Here is a 17,201-nt window from a genome sequence, read left to right on the forward strand (position 1 = left end):
TAACGCAACAAAACGTTATTAATTTTTGATGTTACTAAGCTACTAATTTTAGTTCAATATTTATCATTTCAAGAGGTGTTTTATACCCAATAATTTTTCGTGGTCTATTATTAAGTTTTTCCTGAATAATTTGGAGTTGATTTTCACTAATTTCATTAAAGTTTGTTCCTTTAGGTAGATACCTTCTTATGAGTCCATTTGTGTTTTCATTAGTACCTCTTTCCCAAGAAGAATATGGATGAGCAAAGTAAATTTTCATACCGGTATTTTCAGTAATTTTTTCATGTCTTGCCATTTCAATTCCATTGTCATAAGTCATAGATTTTTTAAGATTATTGTTTAATTGATTTAACTTTTTAGAAAATTCTTTAGCCACTTCATCTGCTTTTTTAGAGTTTAATTTTACTATTATAGTAAATCTTGTTTTGCGTTCAACAATGGTTCCAATAGCACTTTTATGATCTTTTCCAATGACTAAATCACCTTCCCAATGTCCAGCTTCAAGTCTAAGTTCAATATGTCCAGGTCTATTGTCAATACTGACTTGATTGACTATTTTACTTCCTCCACCACGTCTTTTTTTAGAGGGGTTTCTTGTTGTTTTTTTACGAACGAGCAGCTTGATTAGTTTTTTATTTAAACTAGCTTGTGGTCTTGTATAAATGTGTCTATATATTGCTTCGTGAGAAATAGCCATTATAGGATCATTCGGATACAATTCTTTAAGTCTCCCAGAAATTTGTTCAGGAGTCCAATTGGATAAAAGTCCTTTATATACAAAAAATCTTAACAGAGAATATGTACTTATTTTATCTCTATTCCTTTTGTTAGCGTACTCATCTTTTGCATTCCAATGTGCTAGTTCAGCATCATAAATATCATTATTATCTAGCACCCATTTATTGATTTCTCTGGAGATTGTAGAAGGTGCTCTATCAAGAGTTTTAGTAATGTATGTTTTGGTCTTTTTTTCGTTTAAAAGTGTCTGAATTTGGACTCTTTCTTTAAGGGTAAGTCGTCTGTGTTTTTTTACTATCATTTTACAAATCTATAAATTTAGATTTGTTGCGTTAAGTTATTGAATGGAAGATTTTGGTTTTAAATTAAAGATAACGGTTTAGGGTATGGAAAGTTGCGATTTTGTAATCGTAATTTTCCGATGTTTAAATTTAATATTTTTTTATTTTAGAAAAGTTTTATTTTACTGATTTAAGCAATTTTTTATACCCATTGTTATATGCTGACTTTATTTTTTGAATTCCCAAAACACATTGATTATTTTCCAATTCCCTTCAAGCTTTACGAGGTGAATATATTCAGTCCATCTAGTTTTTGGGTATCCGGTTTTCAAACTCGCACTGGCCATATTCCCATAAACGATAATATTTTCTACGACATTATATTGATGCTCTATTTTAAACTTTTGTTTTGTTAACATAAGTTCTTTTAGTTTTTCAGGAGGGAAATCATCGCTTAATGTACCGTCTTGATTCAGTCCTCTTTTAGCAAGCCGTGGATGTAATGATTCATTCATTGCGTCATAATTGTTCTCAAAGAAATTTTCTATATAGTTTAAAATTGTCTTTTCTATTACAGCATTTTCATCTGTTATTGATTGAGCCTGAGAAGTCGCTACAGAAATTGATAGGATAACAAGGATAATTATTCTTTTCATTTATGTGTTTTTAATTATTAATGTCTTCTCCTGAAATAGGTTGTCAATTTTTGTTATGAATTTTATGATCAAAAATAGTGTTTAGTAATCGGAACATTGATAACTTTTTTAAAAAATTCCCTCCGGGTTTTAAAAAAGTTACCAACATTCCTTACGTATTTAAAATAGATTTTTTCATTTTTCTATAAGATTTGTATTTGTGTTGTTGGTTTTTGTGAGCAAACTCGGGTGTTTTCAACTCTACTGAGTAATGTCTTCTATGGTTGTTATAAATTTCAATAGCCTGTTTGACCATTTTTTGAGCTGTTTTAAAGTTTGGAATCGTTTTCCCTAATCCAAATTCTTGTTTTAGAATTCCATTAATCCTTTCAGCTACAGCATTTTCGTATGGGCTTGAGTTTTGAGTTGTACTTAAAGTCATGTTTTTTGCTTTGGCAAAATCTGCAAAATCAGGACAGCAATATTGTATCCCTCTATCAGAGTGATGAATTGTGTTTTGATGTTTGTAAATTCGATTATTGCCAGCCATTTCCAGAGCATCTTTTACTAGTTTTACTTTCATATTTGTATCTATTTTATAGCCCATTACTTTTTTAGAATAGGCATCCGTAACCAGCGCTAAATAGGCATGTTGTGATGCTAATTTAATGTAGGTTATATCGCTTACAAATACTTGTTCTGCGTTTATAATTTCAAGGTTTACAGTTAAATCTTCTGATTTGTAAAAGCCATGATTAGAGTCAGTTGTAATATGATATTTTTTAGTTTTCTTAATCAATAAGCCATAGTTTCTCATTAAGGCGTAGAACTTGTCACGCCCCATTTTAATGCCGTTTTTGATTAAATCACCCTTGATATCCAAATATACTTTTGCACAACCATAACGAGGCTGTAAAAGCCTAATGGGCTTTATTAGCTCAAAGATAATAAGTGCTTGTTTTTGTTCTAATTCTTGTTTTTTGATTCTTTTGTAATAAGCCTGTCTGCTTATACCGAAGCATTGGTGGATCCATTTCTCTTTGAAAGGTCTTTCATTTTTTTCTCCACTTCTTTGTACAGTGCTTCGGGCAATAACTTTTTTGCGAATCCAAGATTTGTACTATTCTCAAAATCAGCGATTATCATTTGTTGAAAGTCTTTAACGAACTCGAGTTCTTCGACACGTTCTTTGAGTTTTTTAAGTTCTTGATTTTTACTCATTGTTTTAGAATTTTGTTCAAAGGAACGCAATTTTTTCATCCAATAGGTAATAGATGATCGAGAAATTCCATGCAATTTAGCTGCATAATTTACAGAAATCTGACCGTTTGTAATTTGGTCAATGATGGAAAGTTTGAGATCAAAACCAATTTTTTGATACTTCTTTTTTGGACAGGGGTGTTTTTTTGTTAGTGTCATAAGTTGCTAAAAGTGTTTAATTTTTTGTCAACCTATTTCAGGAATTGTCATTTTTTCAGCTTGCACATAACGTGATTGTATATGGCAAGTAGGGCAGTAGAAAACAATAAACTTTCTAGTTTGCACTGAGCCAAAACGTTGTATTTTGCTTTTTATTTATTCATTCTTAAAAGCCAAGTTTTTAAATATTTCCCTATCGGGTAATCTAACGATTTGGCGGTGTTTGTAAATAGCACTGAACTTACCTAAACCACCAAAGGCCCTATTTGCTATATATAGTGTTACCCAACGTTCTCATTTTTATGGTAAAGTTATATGTCTCTGTTTCCGCAATCGTTTGTCCATTGGGGTTAAGAGCTTTACCTCTTGTTTCTGCAATCAAGACCTGTTAATGAATTAACAGGTCTTGATTGCAGAATGAAAGATCATAGTCTCTGAAGACTCTTAAAAGTTCTAGTTTAGAAATTTACTACTACCCAATCAGTACCATCATAAATCAATAAAGCTAAACTAGACCCGAATAGATTTTGAAATGTATCAGTTCCGAAGTTCCCGAAACCTCCGAAAAATAAGATATTTCCAGTTACACTGACAATAGCGCTTGTATTATTAGTAGTTAAATATAAACGTCTTCCTGTTGTAGGACTTGCTGGTAAAGTAATTGTTCTTAAACCATCGATTCTGACAAGTTGGTCTTCATCAGTAATTGTTACGTTCGATGAAACTAGAGTAACGATTAAGTTGCCAGCACCAGCAGGTCCTGTTGGTCCTGTTGCACCCGTTGGTCCAGCTACTGTTGAAGCAGCTCCTGTTGGTCCTGTTGTACCCGTTGGTCCAGCTACTGTTGAAGCAGCGCCTGTCGCACCCGTTGGTCCTGTAGGTCCAGCTACTGTTGAAGCGGCTCCTGTCGCACCCGTTGGTCCTGTAGGTCCAGCTACTGTTGAAGCGGCTCCTGTCGCACCCGTTGGTCCTGTAGGTCCCGCTACTGTTGAAGCAGCACCTGTCTCACCCGTTGGTCCTGTTGGTCCAGCCACTGTTGAAGCAGCTCCTGTCTCACCCGTTGCGCCCGTTGGTCCAGCTACTGTTGAAGTAGCTCCTGTTGGTCCTGTTGCACCCGTTGGTCCAGCTAGTGTTGAAGCAGCTCCTGTTGGTCCTGTTGCACCCGTTGGTCCAGCTACTGTTGAAGTAGCTCCTGTTGGTCCTGTTGCACCCGTTGGTCCAGCTACTGTTGAAGCAGCTCCTGTTGGTCCTGTTGCACCCGTTGGTCCAGCTACTGTTGAAGCAGCTCCTGTTGGTCCTGTTGCACCAGTTGGTCCAGCTACTGTTGAAGCAGCTCCTGTTGGTCCTGTTGCACCCGTTGGTCCTTGAGGTCCAGCTACCGTTGAAGCAGCTCCTGTTGTTCCTGCAGCACCAGCTGCTCCTGTAGGTCCAGCTACTGTTGAAGCAGCACCTGTAGGTCCAGTTGCACCCGTTGGTCCAGCTATTGAGCTACCAGATGTTTTTGCATAAAGAGCAAAAGGTACACTCATTAATTGAGTTGTACCTGTAATAGTATAAGTTGTTCCTCCTGTTGGGTCAGTTTCGGTTTTTATAAAATAAGTATCGTTTCCCCAATCAATGATACTAAAATCTCCACTTACCAATGTCCCAGTTCCAATTTCTAAACTTACCAAACCATTGGCATTGGTTGTTGGAGTTTGCGTTTCTACATAAACAGGTGTTCCTGTTGAACCGCCTTGTAGTATACTTATTTGCATACCTACAGGTTGAGTAGTTACTAATGCATTACCTGCATCCCTAACCACTGCCTGATAACTCATTTTTTCGGGTGCTTGTGCAAAAACGGATGCTGTTAGCATTAGTGCTGCAATTATTGAATATATCTTTTTCATTGTTTTTAGTTTTTAATTACTTTAAATGTTTTAATTAAATGGTTGTTTTTGGTTACTTTTAACAAGTAGGTGGCTGTGGGCTGATTCTCTAAACTTATGTTAGAGGAATTACTCCTCACTGTTTTACTTTCTATCAGTTTACCTTGCATATCAATTAATTGATAATGTAAATTTTCAATCTTTTCTACTTTTAAGGTTAGAAAATCTGCAGTTGGGTTTGGGTAAACACTCAGTTCTAAATTAATCGTTGTTTCGTTTACGCCTAGAGTTGTAGAAATCTCAAAAGGTTGTTGCACTCCTTGCTCTACGCTTCCGTTTGTTCCTGTACCTGCAGTGTAAACTACTTGTCCTACCGTGTAACTGGCTGTTCCTCCTATTCCTGTTGCTTTATTACCTGCAGTAGTTACTGTTTTTTGTGCTTGTAATCCTCCTAAGCCGAGTATTAGAAACGCAATGCTTGTAATTGTCTTTTTATATTTCATAGTTTTATAAAGTTTAATTATTTGTCAAAGGTATTATTATTAATATTATGTGGTTTTTTTATTGGTTTTTAAATGTTTGCTAACGTCTCGGCTATGGTTAGTACGGAAATTAAAAGTGATGAACTTTAGATTAAGCACTTAGCCAAAACTTTTTATTTTGTTTTATCTTTTTGTTTTAAAGCCAAATCAAAAGATTTGGCGGACTTGGTTTAAAGCTTTGAACTTTGAGTTAAGCACCAAAACCCGTATTAATTATAGCCATTGTTAGCGGTTGTTTTTTATTTCATCAAATAATCTTTTCACTTGTAAATCCCCAAATCCATAAATGCTTTCTCGTTTATTAAATTCCCTGAATACTGGTCCAAATTCATCTGTTTTGAGTTCCTCCATTATCTGAAGAAGAGATTGACTCGGTCTTCCCAATTCTCTATTAGTTGGTATTCGTTCAATATGTGCTTCGACTGCAGCAACTATGAATGGGTAAGAGTTTTTTAATTGACTTGATGTTTTAATCAATTTTTCGGTATCATTGATTTGATAAGATTCCCAAAGTCTTGCTAGTTCATCGAGTTCGGTTAATTCCAATCTGTTATCGTAAATTGAAATTAATTCCGATTTATTTAGGCCTCCAAAACCATATTGGCTATGTGATTTGGGTCTAATAAGAAAAAAATGATTGTTCTGATGTGATTTACTTAAAAAGTTAATTACGAACCAAAAGTTTACTTGACAAAATAAGTCATCCTCGAACCATAGATTAATATCTGTATTATCAGGAATGTTTTGCATTCTCTGAAATTCAGGAACTGTCTTTTCGAAATAGTCCTGTTCAGTATAACCATCATAATTGCTACTAATAAATTCGGCTCTGGTTTTAAAAAAATCAGTTAGGCTCTTTCCTTTCACACTTCCGTCTACTAAACATTCTTTAGCTACCATAATTTCACCTTGAAGATTTTCAGGAAATTGTTCCTTTAAAGAATCACCATTAAGTATATGATATTGTTTTCTCATTTGTTTTTTAATAACCGCTAACGTTGTTGTGCAAGGTTAGTTGCGTTGGTTAAGCAATAAAGTTAATAAATAATTACTGACAAAGAAAATCCGTGAGGATTTTCGTAAGTAAGCAATAAGCAAGCAATTAATTTTGTACGGTGTTGCCACCAGTTATTTTATTAGTTTAATTAAATTTGGGTACAAACTTTCGGACTTTCCTTTATTTGTCCTAATGGCAAAAATTACAGGTAATATTATATTCAAAGCACAAAGTCCAATAAATATTGAAAAAAATATTGATGAATATATATAATTTCTAAATTTGAAAAATATATACATAAATATACCCGTTGTGCATTTAAACAATATTGACTTTTAAATTGTTTATATTCCTATTAAAAACAAATTTGTTAATGTATTGAATGATAGTTAGTGCTGTTAATTTTGAGAGAATTCTTGTCTTAAAACCTTCAAAAGTTTTCGCATAATTATTCCGTATTTTAAACTGGTCACAAAGTTGAGAAAACAAGGTCTCAATTCGTTTTCTTTTCTTCCCAAAAATATACGTTTGTTTTTTGTAATTCTGTTGATTTTTATGCATTGTAACTTCTAATTTAATTTGTTTACTCTCAAATAAATCTAACTGATAGTCAGCACTTAGGTATCCTTTGTCCCCTAAAACCACACAGTTATTAAACTGATTTTTAATGTCTTTTAAATAATGAATATCATGTACAGAAGCTTTGCTAATATCAAAACTTTTAAACACGCCATCAATAGAACAAACAGCATGTATTTTATAGCCATAATAATGCATGTTTTGACTAGCACAATAACCTCTATTTGGGGCTGAATAAAAGTACTCCTTACAAACTTTACTTCTCCCGCTTCTTGAGAGTTTTACAATCTCCAAAGGCATACTATCTACTACATAATAGTTTTCAAACTCCGTGAACTTATTGGAGAGTTGAGTTCTTATAAATTCAATGGCAAAAAATAATTTTCGCTTCCGTTTATTGTAAACTGATCGCTCTATTTTAGCAAACAAATATTCTGGAATATCCCGAAACAACTGACACTCACTGTCTATAGCCATATATTCTGCTGTTAAATTCATAGCGATTAATTCAATGTCTTTTAGTTATGGTTTCCTGTTTTGACGTAAAAATTGTTCCTTTTCTGTAATTGTGGCTAAGACTTCTAAAATTTTATCGTAATTTGCTCTAAAGTTATTCATCGTATTTAATCGATTGATTGTCAATTAAATATACGACTTTTAATAGTCAAATGAATAACTTTTTTTAACTATTTATAATGCACAACGGGTTACTTAATACTAACAATATGAAAAAATTAATATTTATTATTGCTACACTTTTTATCAGTCTTCATACTAATGCTTAAAAAGAAGATTTTAGCTTTCATAATGGTTAAAATTATAAATTAGCAGAATTTATATTTTCGAATTCAAATTTAAATGACAATTACAGCGGTATTTTAGTTCTTACTTTTGGATTTAATGATGACGGTAGAGAAGGTGTTTTAGATACAGTTTGGCAAAAATTTGCAACTAAACATAACCTTATTATTGTAGCAATTCATTTTAAAGAGTATCAAAAGCTTGAGGGAAGATGTCCTTACAGAGATGCCTCAAAAGCTAGCGGAGATATTTTACTTAAATCAATAGAAAAATACAGTAAGGCAATGTCAAATAAAAATATTATTCAATTACCTCTTCTTTTATTTGGTTTTTCCGCAGGGGGAGGATTTAATTGTGAATTTGCATCTAGGAAACCAGAAAAAGTCATTTCTTTTTTAGTTAACAAGGGTGTATATTATACTAATGCATAACTTCAAGCGAAACACAGAAAGTTCCATAAATTTTTTTCATAGGTGAAGATGACAATTATTACAGAAATAATATGATTCTTGGAATATAAGCAGCCAACAGAAGTCAAGGAGCGAATTGTACATTAATTAGAGAAAAAGAAACAAAGCGTTCACTAAAGAATTCAAAAGCCTTGTCCATCTCTTTTTTTGAAAGTATAATGTTAAAAAGACTTAGAAAAAATAAAACAACAACGTAGTGAAACTAATCAAGCAATTACTTTGTAATTTGTACCCTTTATACTTAAACCGTATGTCCTGTTAGGGCAAACAGTTTAATAAATACTGCCCTGGCGGTCTATTTTTTTAACACCCAGTTTGTAACATTGTAAGGGTTTCTCAAAAGCGTAAAGATGAACAACAAATACGTTGGTTTTTAACAAAAAAATGACATTAAAAGAAAAAGTAAATTTGGCAGCACAGCCTAATGCTTTGCACTTTTTAAAGAAGGCATGTTTTATAAAGCGTATAACCAAAACGCCATGTGGTTTGTACAACAAGTAAAACAGTATAAAATAACGGTTAAATACTTTTGATTTGCTTCAAAGCTAATAAAAAAATAGGGTTATGGAAGGTTTCAATAACTTTTTTGTCTATTACATCGGAATGTTTTATTAAAATAGGTAGATTTAAGAAAATCCCCAAATAAGTGGTAAAATAAAATAAACGATTAAGGTTAATAAAATGATAGAAATAAGGTTCATCCAAACCCCTTTTTTAACCATATCCTGAATTTCCAAATACCCAGAACCAAAAACAACTGCATTTGGCGGAGTTGCAACCGGTAACATAAAAGCACAAGAAGCGGCAACTGTAGCGCCAACTAATAAATAATATTCATGAACGCCAATAGCGGCTGCTAAAGATACTAAAACAGGTAAAAGCATTGCTGTTGTTGCTAAATTTGAGGTAATCTCGGTTAAAAAATTAACAGAAGTTATTAAAATAAATAATAAAACAATTAAAGGTATTGTTTCTAAAGAAGTTAATTGTGAGCCGATCCAAACGGCTAATCCACTTTGTTCAAAGCCAGAAGCTAATGCCATTCCTCCTCCAAAAAGCAATAAAATTCCCCACGGTAATTTAATAGTATCTCCCCAGTTTAATAATTTCTCACCCTTTGTTTTACTTGGTAAAATAAATAAAATAACTGCTGATATTATAGCTATAATGGTGTCATCTATTGCAGGAATAAATTTTGATAAAAAGAAAGATCTTGTAATCCAGGCCAATGCGGTCAAAACGAAAACAGATAGAATTAACTTTTCTTCAAAAGAAAACCTTCCTAATTCTCTTAATTGTCTATTGATTTCATTTTTACCTCCTGGAAATGTTTTTTGTTTAAACTTAAAAGCAATTTTAGTAAGATACAACCAACACAATACTAAAAAAACGACGCTTATGGGAAATCCAAACAGAAACCATTGCGAAAATGTAATTTCTGTGTTGTACGTTTCTTGTACAACGCCCGCTAAAACTAAGTTTGGTGGTGTACCAATTAAAGTTGCCATTCCGCCAATGGATGCGCTATATGCAATTGCAAGCATTAAGGCTTTTGCAAATATTATATTTTCGTTTTCAACGGTATTTGGGTTGTCTTTTAATTGCGTAACAATTGCCATACCAACTGGTAAAATCATTACTGCGGTTGCTGTGTTTGAAATCCACATCGATAAAAATGCAGTAGCAACCATAAAGCCTAAAATGATTTGCGTAACATTTGTGCCAACAACTTTTATAATACGTAATGCGATTCTTTTATGTAAGTTCCATTTTTCTAATGCTATTGATAAAACAAAACCACCTATAAATAGAAAAATATATTTGTGTCCAAAAGACGCTGTAGTCTCAGAAAGTGATAAACCTCCGCTTAATGGAAAAAGAACAATGGGTAATAAAGCGGTTACGGATATAGAAACAGCTTCTGTAATCCACCAAATAGCAATCCATAAAGCAGATGCCAAAACTGCATTTGCTTGTTCTGATAAACCTTCAGGATGCATGAAGTTAAGTGTTACAATAAAAGCGACTGGGCCTAAAAATAGACCAATTTTTTTTTTAGTTAGTTTCAAAGGATGCTGTTTTATTTAAACAGTAAATCTACTGCTTTTTCTAGTGCTGGCTTAAAATCATGATTTAAACCCTTATTAGTCTGTATTTTCCATGTAAAAGACATCGTATTATTCTCTGCTAAATTTTTAGCCTTGTTATAAAAGTAATAGGCGCGTGCATATCTATTGTTTCCTTGTGCATCTGCAAATTCATTTCTTCGCAATCCGCTTTCATTTTTATTGTTGTCTAATTCGCCAACTTGTAAATAGATTTCTTTAGAAAAAAAGTTTGATAAATTGATTTCTTCTAAAGGACTTATCTTAAACCCGTAAGGAAAATCCACAGAAAAATCGGGAACTGTATACCAACCAGAAGCAGATGCTATTATTTTATTAAATCTAGCCGCTGGTTTAAACATTGCAAAACGTAGGGCAAATTGTGCACCAGCAGAATGCCCAATAATAGTATATTTTTCTGATGTATTTGCTGATTTTTCTTTTGCAAAATCAAAAATTGGCTCAATGGTAGAAAACGTCCATTTTTCTTCTGATACCTGAGTTTCGGGAGAAGGATTATCACCATCAATAAAAACATTTCCTAAATTATAAGAATCGCCTGTAGGAAAATTTGTGTTGGAGAATTCAGGTGCAATGACAATAAAATTAAATTCGTTTGCTTTTTTAATAACTGCATCTCGGTACTCTTTTGCATTTCTGCCATTGCCATGAAAAACAAAAACGATTGGAGTATTTTTTGAAGTACTTTTAGGAACATGAAAAAAAAGTTTAATAGTTTTATCGGCCAAAGGCGCATACTCGCTAAACTCAATAAAACCAGTTCCTTCAATTTTAGTTGACGGATTTATAACAACATTATTCGTTTCTAAATTGGATTCAGAACAAGAAATAAATGCAAGTAAAAGCAAACAAAAAGAAATTGATTTCAAATATATTTTCATTAAAAGTGGCTAAAAACATAAAAAAAACGAATATTTAACTATCTTTAAGATGCCAATTTTAACAATTTATGGATACCAATTATCAATTTAGTCTCGAAAGAATTAAAAAATCCTTAAAAATACAGGAACAATTAGAGCAGAAAACAAAGTATATAGTGCTTTATAACGCTATTAAAGAGTGTATTCAAAATATTGAGTTGCCCCACAATTGGGTATTGCCGGCAACTAGAGTTTTAGCTGAAGAATTAAAGATTTCAAGAACAACAATTGTGAAATCATACGAATTATTACAGCTAGAAAAATTAATCGTTTCTAAAATAGGATCTGGTTTTATAGTTAATTACGATATCACAAATAATAAAGAGAATTCTAAAGAAAGTACAGCAATTGTTAATGTTGAATTCTATCCAGAAATCTCTAGTATCGGCAAATCTTTTGTGAATAATTTTACGCTTATCAATAGAACTACTGCAAATAGTATTGCTTTTAGACCTGGTTTACCTCCTTTAGATATATTTCCAATTAATCGATGGAAAAATTTACTAAATACGTATTGGCGTCATGTTAAATCATCAAAACTATCATACCAACGCTCCACAGGAATTGATCCGCTTAAAAAAAGTATTTGCGATTATTTAAATGTAAGTAGAAATATAAAGTGCGATTACAACCAAATTATGGTCGTTTCTGGGTCTTTACAATCGTTGTATTTAATTGGTAGCACGATGATTGATAAAGGTGATAATGTTATTTTAGAAGATCCTGCGTTTCCAAATGTGCATTCTTTATTTAAAAGTATTCAAGCAAATCTATTGCCTGTTTCTTTGGATAAAAACGGAATTAGCATCGAAAAGATGAATGAATTAAATCATTTAAAACCAAAGTTAGTGCATGTAACTCCTTCAAATCATTATCCTTTAGGAACAAAAATGAGTTTAGGCAGAAGAAAAGAACTTTTAAATTGGGCATCTACAAACAAAGCACTTATTATTGAAAATGATTATGAAAATGAGGTTGGCAATCATTTAAATAATATACCTAGTATTTACAGTTTAGATACAGAAGACAGAACTATTTATATGGGTACTTTTAATAGGTTATTACATCCATCAATTCGGTTAGGATATATGATTGTACCAAAATATTTAATACAAGCGGTGGAGGCATTGCAAGAACATTCGCACAGGTTTGTCGCGCCTTCCGCGCAAGCCGTTATGAGTCAGTTTATTGAACGTAATTATTTGTATCAACATTTAAAGAATACTATCGAAGTATCCGAAGAAAGACATAAACTTTTTCTAAAAGAATTTCAGAAAAGCAAAAATATGACTGTTAAAAATCAAGAATTTTATAGTCTTAATGTAGTGGCTGAATTTAATCATTCAATATCAAAAGACAAAGAAACACAGATTATTCAAAAGTTAAAAAAAGCAAACATTACGGCATATTCCTTAAGTGAATGTTTTATAGGCAATAACAAACAACAAGGTTTAATTTTAGGGTATTGCTCTGTAAGAAACAATCTTTTGGAAAGAAAAGTAAAAAAATTAGTAGATATTATAGGGTAAGTTTTAAAAGAAAAATAATTGGACTTTGATTATTTACTAAATTGGTACCTTTATATACTTTACCATTATTATAATTTTCAAGAATATTAAATTATTAACTTTTAATGAATTCTATAATTATGAAGAAAAAATACTTTTTATTCGCTTTTTTACTAACTTCTTTCGTTGGTTTCGCTCAAAACGTTACTATCACAAAAATCATTGAAACAGATTGTCCAGATCCGTATTTAAAATCAATAGAATTATATGTAGACGGCACTGTAGATTTTTCTACTAACGTAGTTTTAAACTATATGCAAAACGGTGAGCCTTGGGTTAACATTCAAATTGATGTTTCGGGTTTTGGTGTTCAGAGCAACAAATTCATTTACATTGTTAGAGATCTTGATTTAATGAAAGCAGAGTTTCCTAGTACTACTTTTGATGCATCTAATACGATACTTGACGGTGGTTTCGCTACAAATGGGGATGATGGTTATCAAGTTGTTTTAAACGGAACAGTCGTTAGTCAATTTGGAAAAACAGAAACAGATGCAGATGATGATACCATTTGGGAGCATGATGATTCGGTAGTTTCTAGAAAGTCTGGTGTTATAGATCTAGGTACTTGGGATGAAACACATTGGGAGTATAGTGGAAAAAATTCTATAGACGGTTTAACTAAATGTCAAGGAGGAAATGGTGCAGAAGCCTTTTTAACTGGTTTGGGCGGAACTTATCCTTTAGGTTCTGGTGCTGGTTGGACACCAACTGCTGCAACATGTACAACAGTTTTAGCAAGTACAAATGCAACCTGCACTACAACAGTTGCTGGGGCAACCGATGATACGTATACCGCTACAATCGCTTTTTCTGGCGGAAATACAGGTAAAACATTTGTAATTACATCTTCTGCCGGAACTGTTAGTGGAGATAACCCAGGCGCAGATGAAACGGGTACCATAACAATTTCTGATATTCCAGAAGGAACTAATATTACGGTAACAGCTTCTGATTCTGCAAATGGTGGTGTTTGCACTTTAAGCACAACGATCGAAAGTCCTGCGTGTGTTCCTTTAATTATCAACGAAGTTTTATTTGATCCAGCAAGTGATGACGCTGCCACTGCAGATGTAGTAGAAGGAGATGCAAATGGCGATGGAACAAGAGATGCTGCACAAGACGAATTTATAGAGTTTTACAATAATTCTAATGCAGATTTAGATATTAGTGGGTATACAATTTCTGATGGATCACAATTAAGACATACATTTCCTGCTGCTACGGTAATTCCCGCAAATAAATTTTTAGTAGTTTTTGGTGGTGGAACACCAACTGGTACTTTTGGTAGCGCAATAGTTCAAATTGCTTCAGAAGGAGCAAATCCAGAATTAAATTTAAATAATGGCGGAGATGTAATTACAATTCGTAACTCAGCAAATGCGATAGCTCTCGTGTATAATAGCGCATCAACTGGAATTAGCCATGGCGATGATCAATCTGTAACAAGAAGTCCAGATGTAACAGGAGACTTTGTATTGCATACAACTGCAAATGCAAGTTTGTTTTTCTCACCAGGATTAAAAGTTGATGGCGCAGCATTATCAACAAAACAAAATATTTTAGGCGATGTACGTTTTTATCCTAATCCTGTAAATAAAAACAGCGGTGGTTTTGTAACAATATCATCAAACTCAACAGAAAAAATAACTGCAAAAATATACAGTGTTATTGGTAAAATGATTAAAAATATATCTGTAAATAATAATCAAATAGACATTACAAACCTTTCAACTGGGTTGTATTTGGTTAAAATAACACAAGATAATAAGTCGATTACAAAAAAATTATTAATAGAGTAATTTGAAAATTTTATAAAAAGTACTCTACTTAAGTGGAGTACTTTTAAAGATTAAATTAGAAAGAAATGGATAGATTAAAAACGTTAAGTAAAATAGCTTTTGTACTAATTTTAGTTGTTTTTACACAAGTTTCGTGCACAACGGAAGATATTTTACCTGCCATAGAATTATCTGTTAATCAAGATAATTTAAGTGAGGCAAACGGATCTGTAGTTTTAACAGCTACTTTAAATATCGCTACATCTACTGCCGTAACCATACCAATAATTACTTCGGGTACTGCAACTGCGATGACAGATTATTCTTTGTCTGCTTCCGTAATTACAATAAATTCTGGCGAAAATTTTGGAAGTATTACAATTACTGGCGTTCAAGACGAACAAATTGAAGGCATCGAAACACTGATTATCAATTTAGGGGAAGCTTCAAATTATTTAGTTTTAAGAGGCTCTTCTATAGAACTAACTGTTTTAGATGATGATGCAGATTCCGATAATGATGGTGTTTTGGATAGTAACGATCTTTGCCCAAATACGGTTGGTGAAATAACAAATAATGGTTGCCCGTTTCTTGGTTTTTTAATTAATGAGGTTTTGTACGATCCTGCTTCTGAAGATGCTGGTGATGCTAATGGCGACGGAACAAGAGATGCAAATGACGATGAATTTATAGAGTTTTTTAATTCTGGGCCACAATTAGATCTTTCTGGTTATACAATTTCAGATGCATCACAACTAAGACACACGTTTCCGTCAGGAACCATTTTAGGTGTGAATAAGGTTTTAGTTTTATTTGGTGGAGGAAATCCGACGGGTACATTTGGCGGAGCATTGGTTCAAACTGCTTCCGAGGGATCTTTAAATTTGTCTAATTCAGGCGATTTTGTGACCTTAAGCGATGCGAATGGAAATGTGCTTTTAACTTTTGATGTGGAACCGTTATCAAATAATCCAGATGAAGCATACACGAGAAACCCTGATTTAACAGGCGATTTTGTGCAGCATTCAACAATTCCAGAAGCAAATGGCAAATTATTTTCTCCAGGAACAAAATTAGACGGTTCATCTTTCTAAAAACGACACCTAATTTATGAATAATGTAGGCATTATCTTATCCCTAGTTTTTATAGTAATTACAGCAAGATTTTTATTAAAAAAATACAATCCGCATGCGGTTTTATTATTTTCTGGATTGGCAATGTTATTGCTCTCTCAATTATTAAATTTTAAAATGCCAATTTTAGAAGATCCTACAGGTTTTTCTGGTTTTGATTTTTTTAGATATATTAAAGAATCTTTCGCTAAAACGAATGCTGGCGTTGGTCTTATGATTATGTCTATCGGAGGATTTGTAGCATATATCGATAAAATAGGAGCCTCAAAAGCACTGGTTTTTATTGCGATGAAACCGTTAAATTTCTTCAAAAAAAGACCTTATATAGCTGCATCATTAGTAATACCTATCGGGCAAGTATTATTTGTAGCAATTCCGTCTGCAGCAGGTTTAAGTTTGTTATTAATGGCGTCATTATTTCCGATATTAACAAATTTAGGCGTTAGCAAATTATCGGCAGTTTCGGTAATTACAGCAACAACAGCTTTTGGTATTGGTCCGGCTTCCGCAATTACTGCGAGTGCCACTACCATTGCGGATTTAGATGCTATTGAGTTCTTTTTAAGTTATCAAATTCCGTTAGTTTATCCGCTTACAATTTCTATGATGATTACCTATTATTTTGTGAATAGATACTTTGATAAAAAAGATAAGAATGTATTGGAAGTTAAAGAAGTAGAAAACGAAAAACTAGAGGTTCCGTTAATTTATGCGATCATTCCTGTACTACCAATTATTTTATTAATTGTGTTTTCAGAAATCTTTGGTTTACTGCCTTTTCCAATTTCATTGGATACCACAACAGCAATGTTTATTAGTTTATTTATTGCGTTGCTTTTTGAATTTATTAGACTAAGAAAAATTAGAGAAGTAATGGATTCTCTTAAAATATTTTGGAACGGAATGGGAAATATTTTTAAAACCGTTGTTACTTTAATCATTACTGCAGATATTTTTGCCAAAGGATTAATCAGTTTAGGCTTTATTGATGGCTTAATTGATATTTCTCAAGGTTTAGGTTTTGGTGCAGTTGGTATAGGAATTATGATGTCAGTCATGATATTTTTAGCATCGATGCTCATGGGAAGTGGAAATGCATCATTTTTTGCATTTGGTCCATTAGTGCCAAAAATTGCAAAATCTTTAGGTGTAGAATCAACATCTATCATTTTACCAATGAATTTATCAGCATCTATGGGTAGAACAGTTTCGCCAGTTGCAGGTGTAATTATTGCAACTGCAGAAATTGCTGGTGTAACTACTTTACAGATTGTAAAACGAAATTTAATTCCATTAGTAGTCGCTTTAATAATAATGTTATTATATCATTTTATATAAA

Annotated in this window: 13 protein-coding genes and 1 pseudogene; 4 read left to right on the forward strand and 10 right to left on the reverse strand. The window is 32.8% G+C overall.

Features of this window, described 5'->3' with window-relative positions:
* Positions 1-34 precede the first annotated feature (34 nt).
* From BST83_RS18855 to BST83_RS18905, 10 genes and pseudogenes are all read right to left on the reverse strand, one after another.
* Positions 35-1,039, reverse strand: coding sequence for an IS30 family transposase (locus tag BST83_RS18855; RefSeq protein WP_104811263.1), 1,005 nt, complete (start codon positions 1,037-1,039; stop codon positions 35-37).
* A gap of 207 nt (positions 1,040-1,246) precedes the next feature.
* Positions 1,247-1,675, reverse strand: coding sequence for a nuclear transport factor 2 family protein (locus BST83_RS18860; protein ID WP_104811264.1), 429 nt, complete (start codon positions 1,673-1,675; stop codon positions 1,247-1,249).
* Between the two features lie 151 nt (positions 1,676-1,826).
* Positions 1,827-2,762: an IS3 family transposase gene (locus tag BST83_RS18865; protein ID WP_104809034.1), complete on the reverse strand. Its 936-nt coding sequence runs from the start codon at positions 2,760-2,762 to the stop codon at positions 1,827-1,829.
* The gene (locus BST83_RS18870; RefSeq protein WP_104809035.1) at positions 2,663-3,073 is read right to left on the reverse strand and encodes a helix-turn-helix domain-containing protein; all 411 of its coding nucleotides are present in this window, start codon (positions 3,071-3,073) and stop codon (positions 2,663-2,665) included. The genes BST83_RS18865 and BST83_RS18870 overlap by 100 nt, the downstream gene beginning before the upstream one ends.
* A gap of 458 nt (positions 3,074-3,531) precedes the next feature.
* Positions 3,532-4,965: a DUF8740 domain-containing protein gene (locus tag BST83_RS21215; RefSeq protein ID WP_302849506.1), complete on the reverse strand. Its 1,434-nt coding sequence runs from the start codon at positions 4,963-4,965 to the stop codon at positions 3,532-3,534.
* Positions 4,966-4,970: 5 nt separating this feature from the next.
* Positions 4,971-5,447 (reverse strand): T9SS type A sorting domain-containing protein, encoded by a 477-nt coding sequence (locus BST83_RS18880; RefSeq protein WP_104811265.1) that lies wholly within the window; start codon positions 5,445-5,447, stop codon positions 4,971-4,973.
* Positions 5,448-5,711: 264 nt separating this feature from the next.
* Positions 5,712-6,461 carry a DUF1835 domain-containing protein gene (locus BST83_RS18885; protein WP_104811266.1) on the reverse strand — a complete coding sequence of 250 codons (750 nt, stop codon included), beginning with the start codon at positions 6,459-6,461 and terminating at the stop codon, positions 5,712-5,714.
* A gap of 340 nt (positions 6,462-6,801) precedes the next feature.
* A pseudogene (locus BST83_RS18895) lies at positions 6,802-7,680 on the reverse strand (IS982 family transposase).
* A 1,279-nt stretch (positions 7,681-8,959) separates the two neighbouring features.
* Positions 8,960-10,402 carry an SLC13 family permease gene (locus tag BST83_RS18900; RefSeq protein WP_104811267.1) on the reverse strand — a complete coding sequence of 481 codons (1,443 nt, stop codon included), beginning with the start codon at positions 10,400-10,402 and terminating at the stop codon, positions 8,960-8,962.
* Between the two features lie 11 nt (positions 10,403-10,413).
* Positions 10,414-11,307 carry an alpha/beta hydrolase-fold protein gene (locus tag BST83_RS18905; protein ID WP_170062833.1) on the reverse strand — a complete coding sequence of 298 codons (894 nt, stop codon included), beginning with the start codon at positions 11,305-11,307 and terminating at the stop codon, positions 10,414-10,416.
* A 101-nt stretch (positions 11,308-11,408) separates the two neighbouring features.
* Here BST83_RS18905 and pdxR point away from each other — a divergent pair, with 101 nt between their 5' ends.
* From pdxR to dcuC, 4 genes are all read left to right on the forward strand, one after another.
* Positions 11,409-12,908, forward strand: coding sequence for a MocR-like pyridoxine biosynthesis transcription factor PdxR (gene pdxR / locus BST83_RS18910; RefSeq protein ID WP_104811269.1), 1,500 nt, complete (start codon positions 11,409-11,411; stop codon positions 12,906-12,908).
* A gap of 104 nt (positions 12,909-13,012) precedes the next feature.
* Positions 13,013-14,749, forward strand: coding sequence for a T9SS type A sorting domain-containing protein (locus BST83_RS18915; protein ID WP_104811270.1), 1,737 nt, complete (start codon positions 13,013-13,015; stop codon positions 14,747-14,749).
* Positions 14,750-14,814: 65 nt separating this feature from the next.
* On the forward strand, positions 14,815-15,822 hold the full coding sequence (locus BST83_RS18920) for a lamin tail domain-containing protein (protein ID WP_104811271.1): 1,008 nt from the start codon (positions 14,815-14,817) through the stop codon (positions 15,820-15,822).
* Positions 15,823-15,838: 16 nt separating this feature from the next.
* A complete protein-coding gene (gene dcuC, locus BST83_RS18925; protein ID WP_104811272.1) occupies positions 15,839-17,200 on the forward strand; it encodes a C4-dicarboxylate transporter DcuC in 1,362 nt (453 codons plus the stop codon).
* The last annotated feature ends 1 nt before the right edge of the window (position 17,201 follow it).

Origin of the sequence: Polaribacter filamentus (genome assembly GCF_002943715.1) — a bacterium.
Lineage (GTDB): Bacteria > Bacteroidota > Bacteroidia > Flavobacteriales > Flavobacteriaceae > Polaribacter > Polaribacter filamentus.

Coding starts and splice junctions, on each gene's coding strand:
- pdxR (WP_104811269.1), top strand. CDS start 11,409: ATGGATACCAATTATCAATTTAGTCTCGAAAGAATTAAAAAATCCTTA.
- BST83_RS18920 (WP_104811271.1), top strand. CDS start 14,815: ATGGATAGATTAAAAACGTTAAGTAAAATAGCTTTTGTACTAATTTTA.
- BST83_RS18880 (WP_104811265.1), bottom strand. CDS start 5,447: ATGAAATATAAAAAGACAATTACAAGCATTGCGTTTCTAATACTCGGC.
- BST83_RS18855 (WP_104811263.1), bottom strand. CDS start 1,039: ATGATAGTAAAAAAACACAGACGACTTACCCTTAAAGAAAGAGTCCAA.
- BST83_RS21215 (WP_302849506.1), bottom strand. CDS start 4,965: ATGAAAAAGATATATTCAATAATTGCAGCACTAATGCTAACAGCATCC.
- BST83_RS18870 (WP_104809035.1), bottom strand. CDS start 3,073: ATGACACTAACAAAAAAACACCCCTGTCCAAAAAAGAAGTATCAAAAA.
- BST83_RS18915 (WP_104811270.1), top strand. CDS start 13,013: ATGAATTCTATAATTATGAAGAAAAAATACTTTTTATTCGCTTTTTTA.
- BST83_RS18885 (WP_104811266.1), bottom strand. CDS start 6,461: ATGAGAAAACAATATCATATACTTAATGGTGATTCTTTAAAGGAACAA.
- BST83_RS18860 (WP_104811264.1), bottom strand. CDS start 1,675: ATGAAAAGAATAATTATCCTTGTTATCCTATCAATTTCTGTAGCGACT.
- dcuC (WP_104811272.1), top strand. CDS start 15,839: ATGAATAATGTAGGCATTATCTTATCCCTAGTTTTTATAGTAATTACA.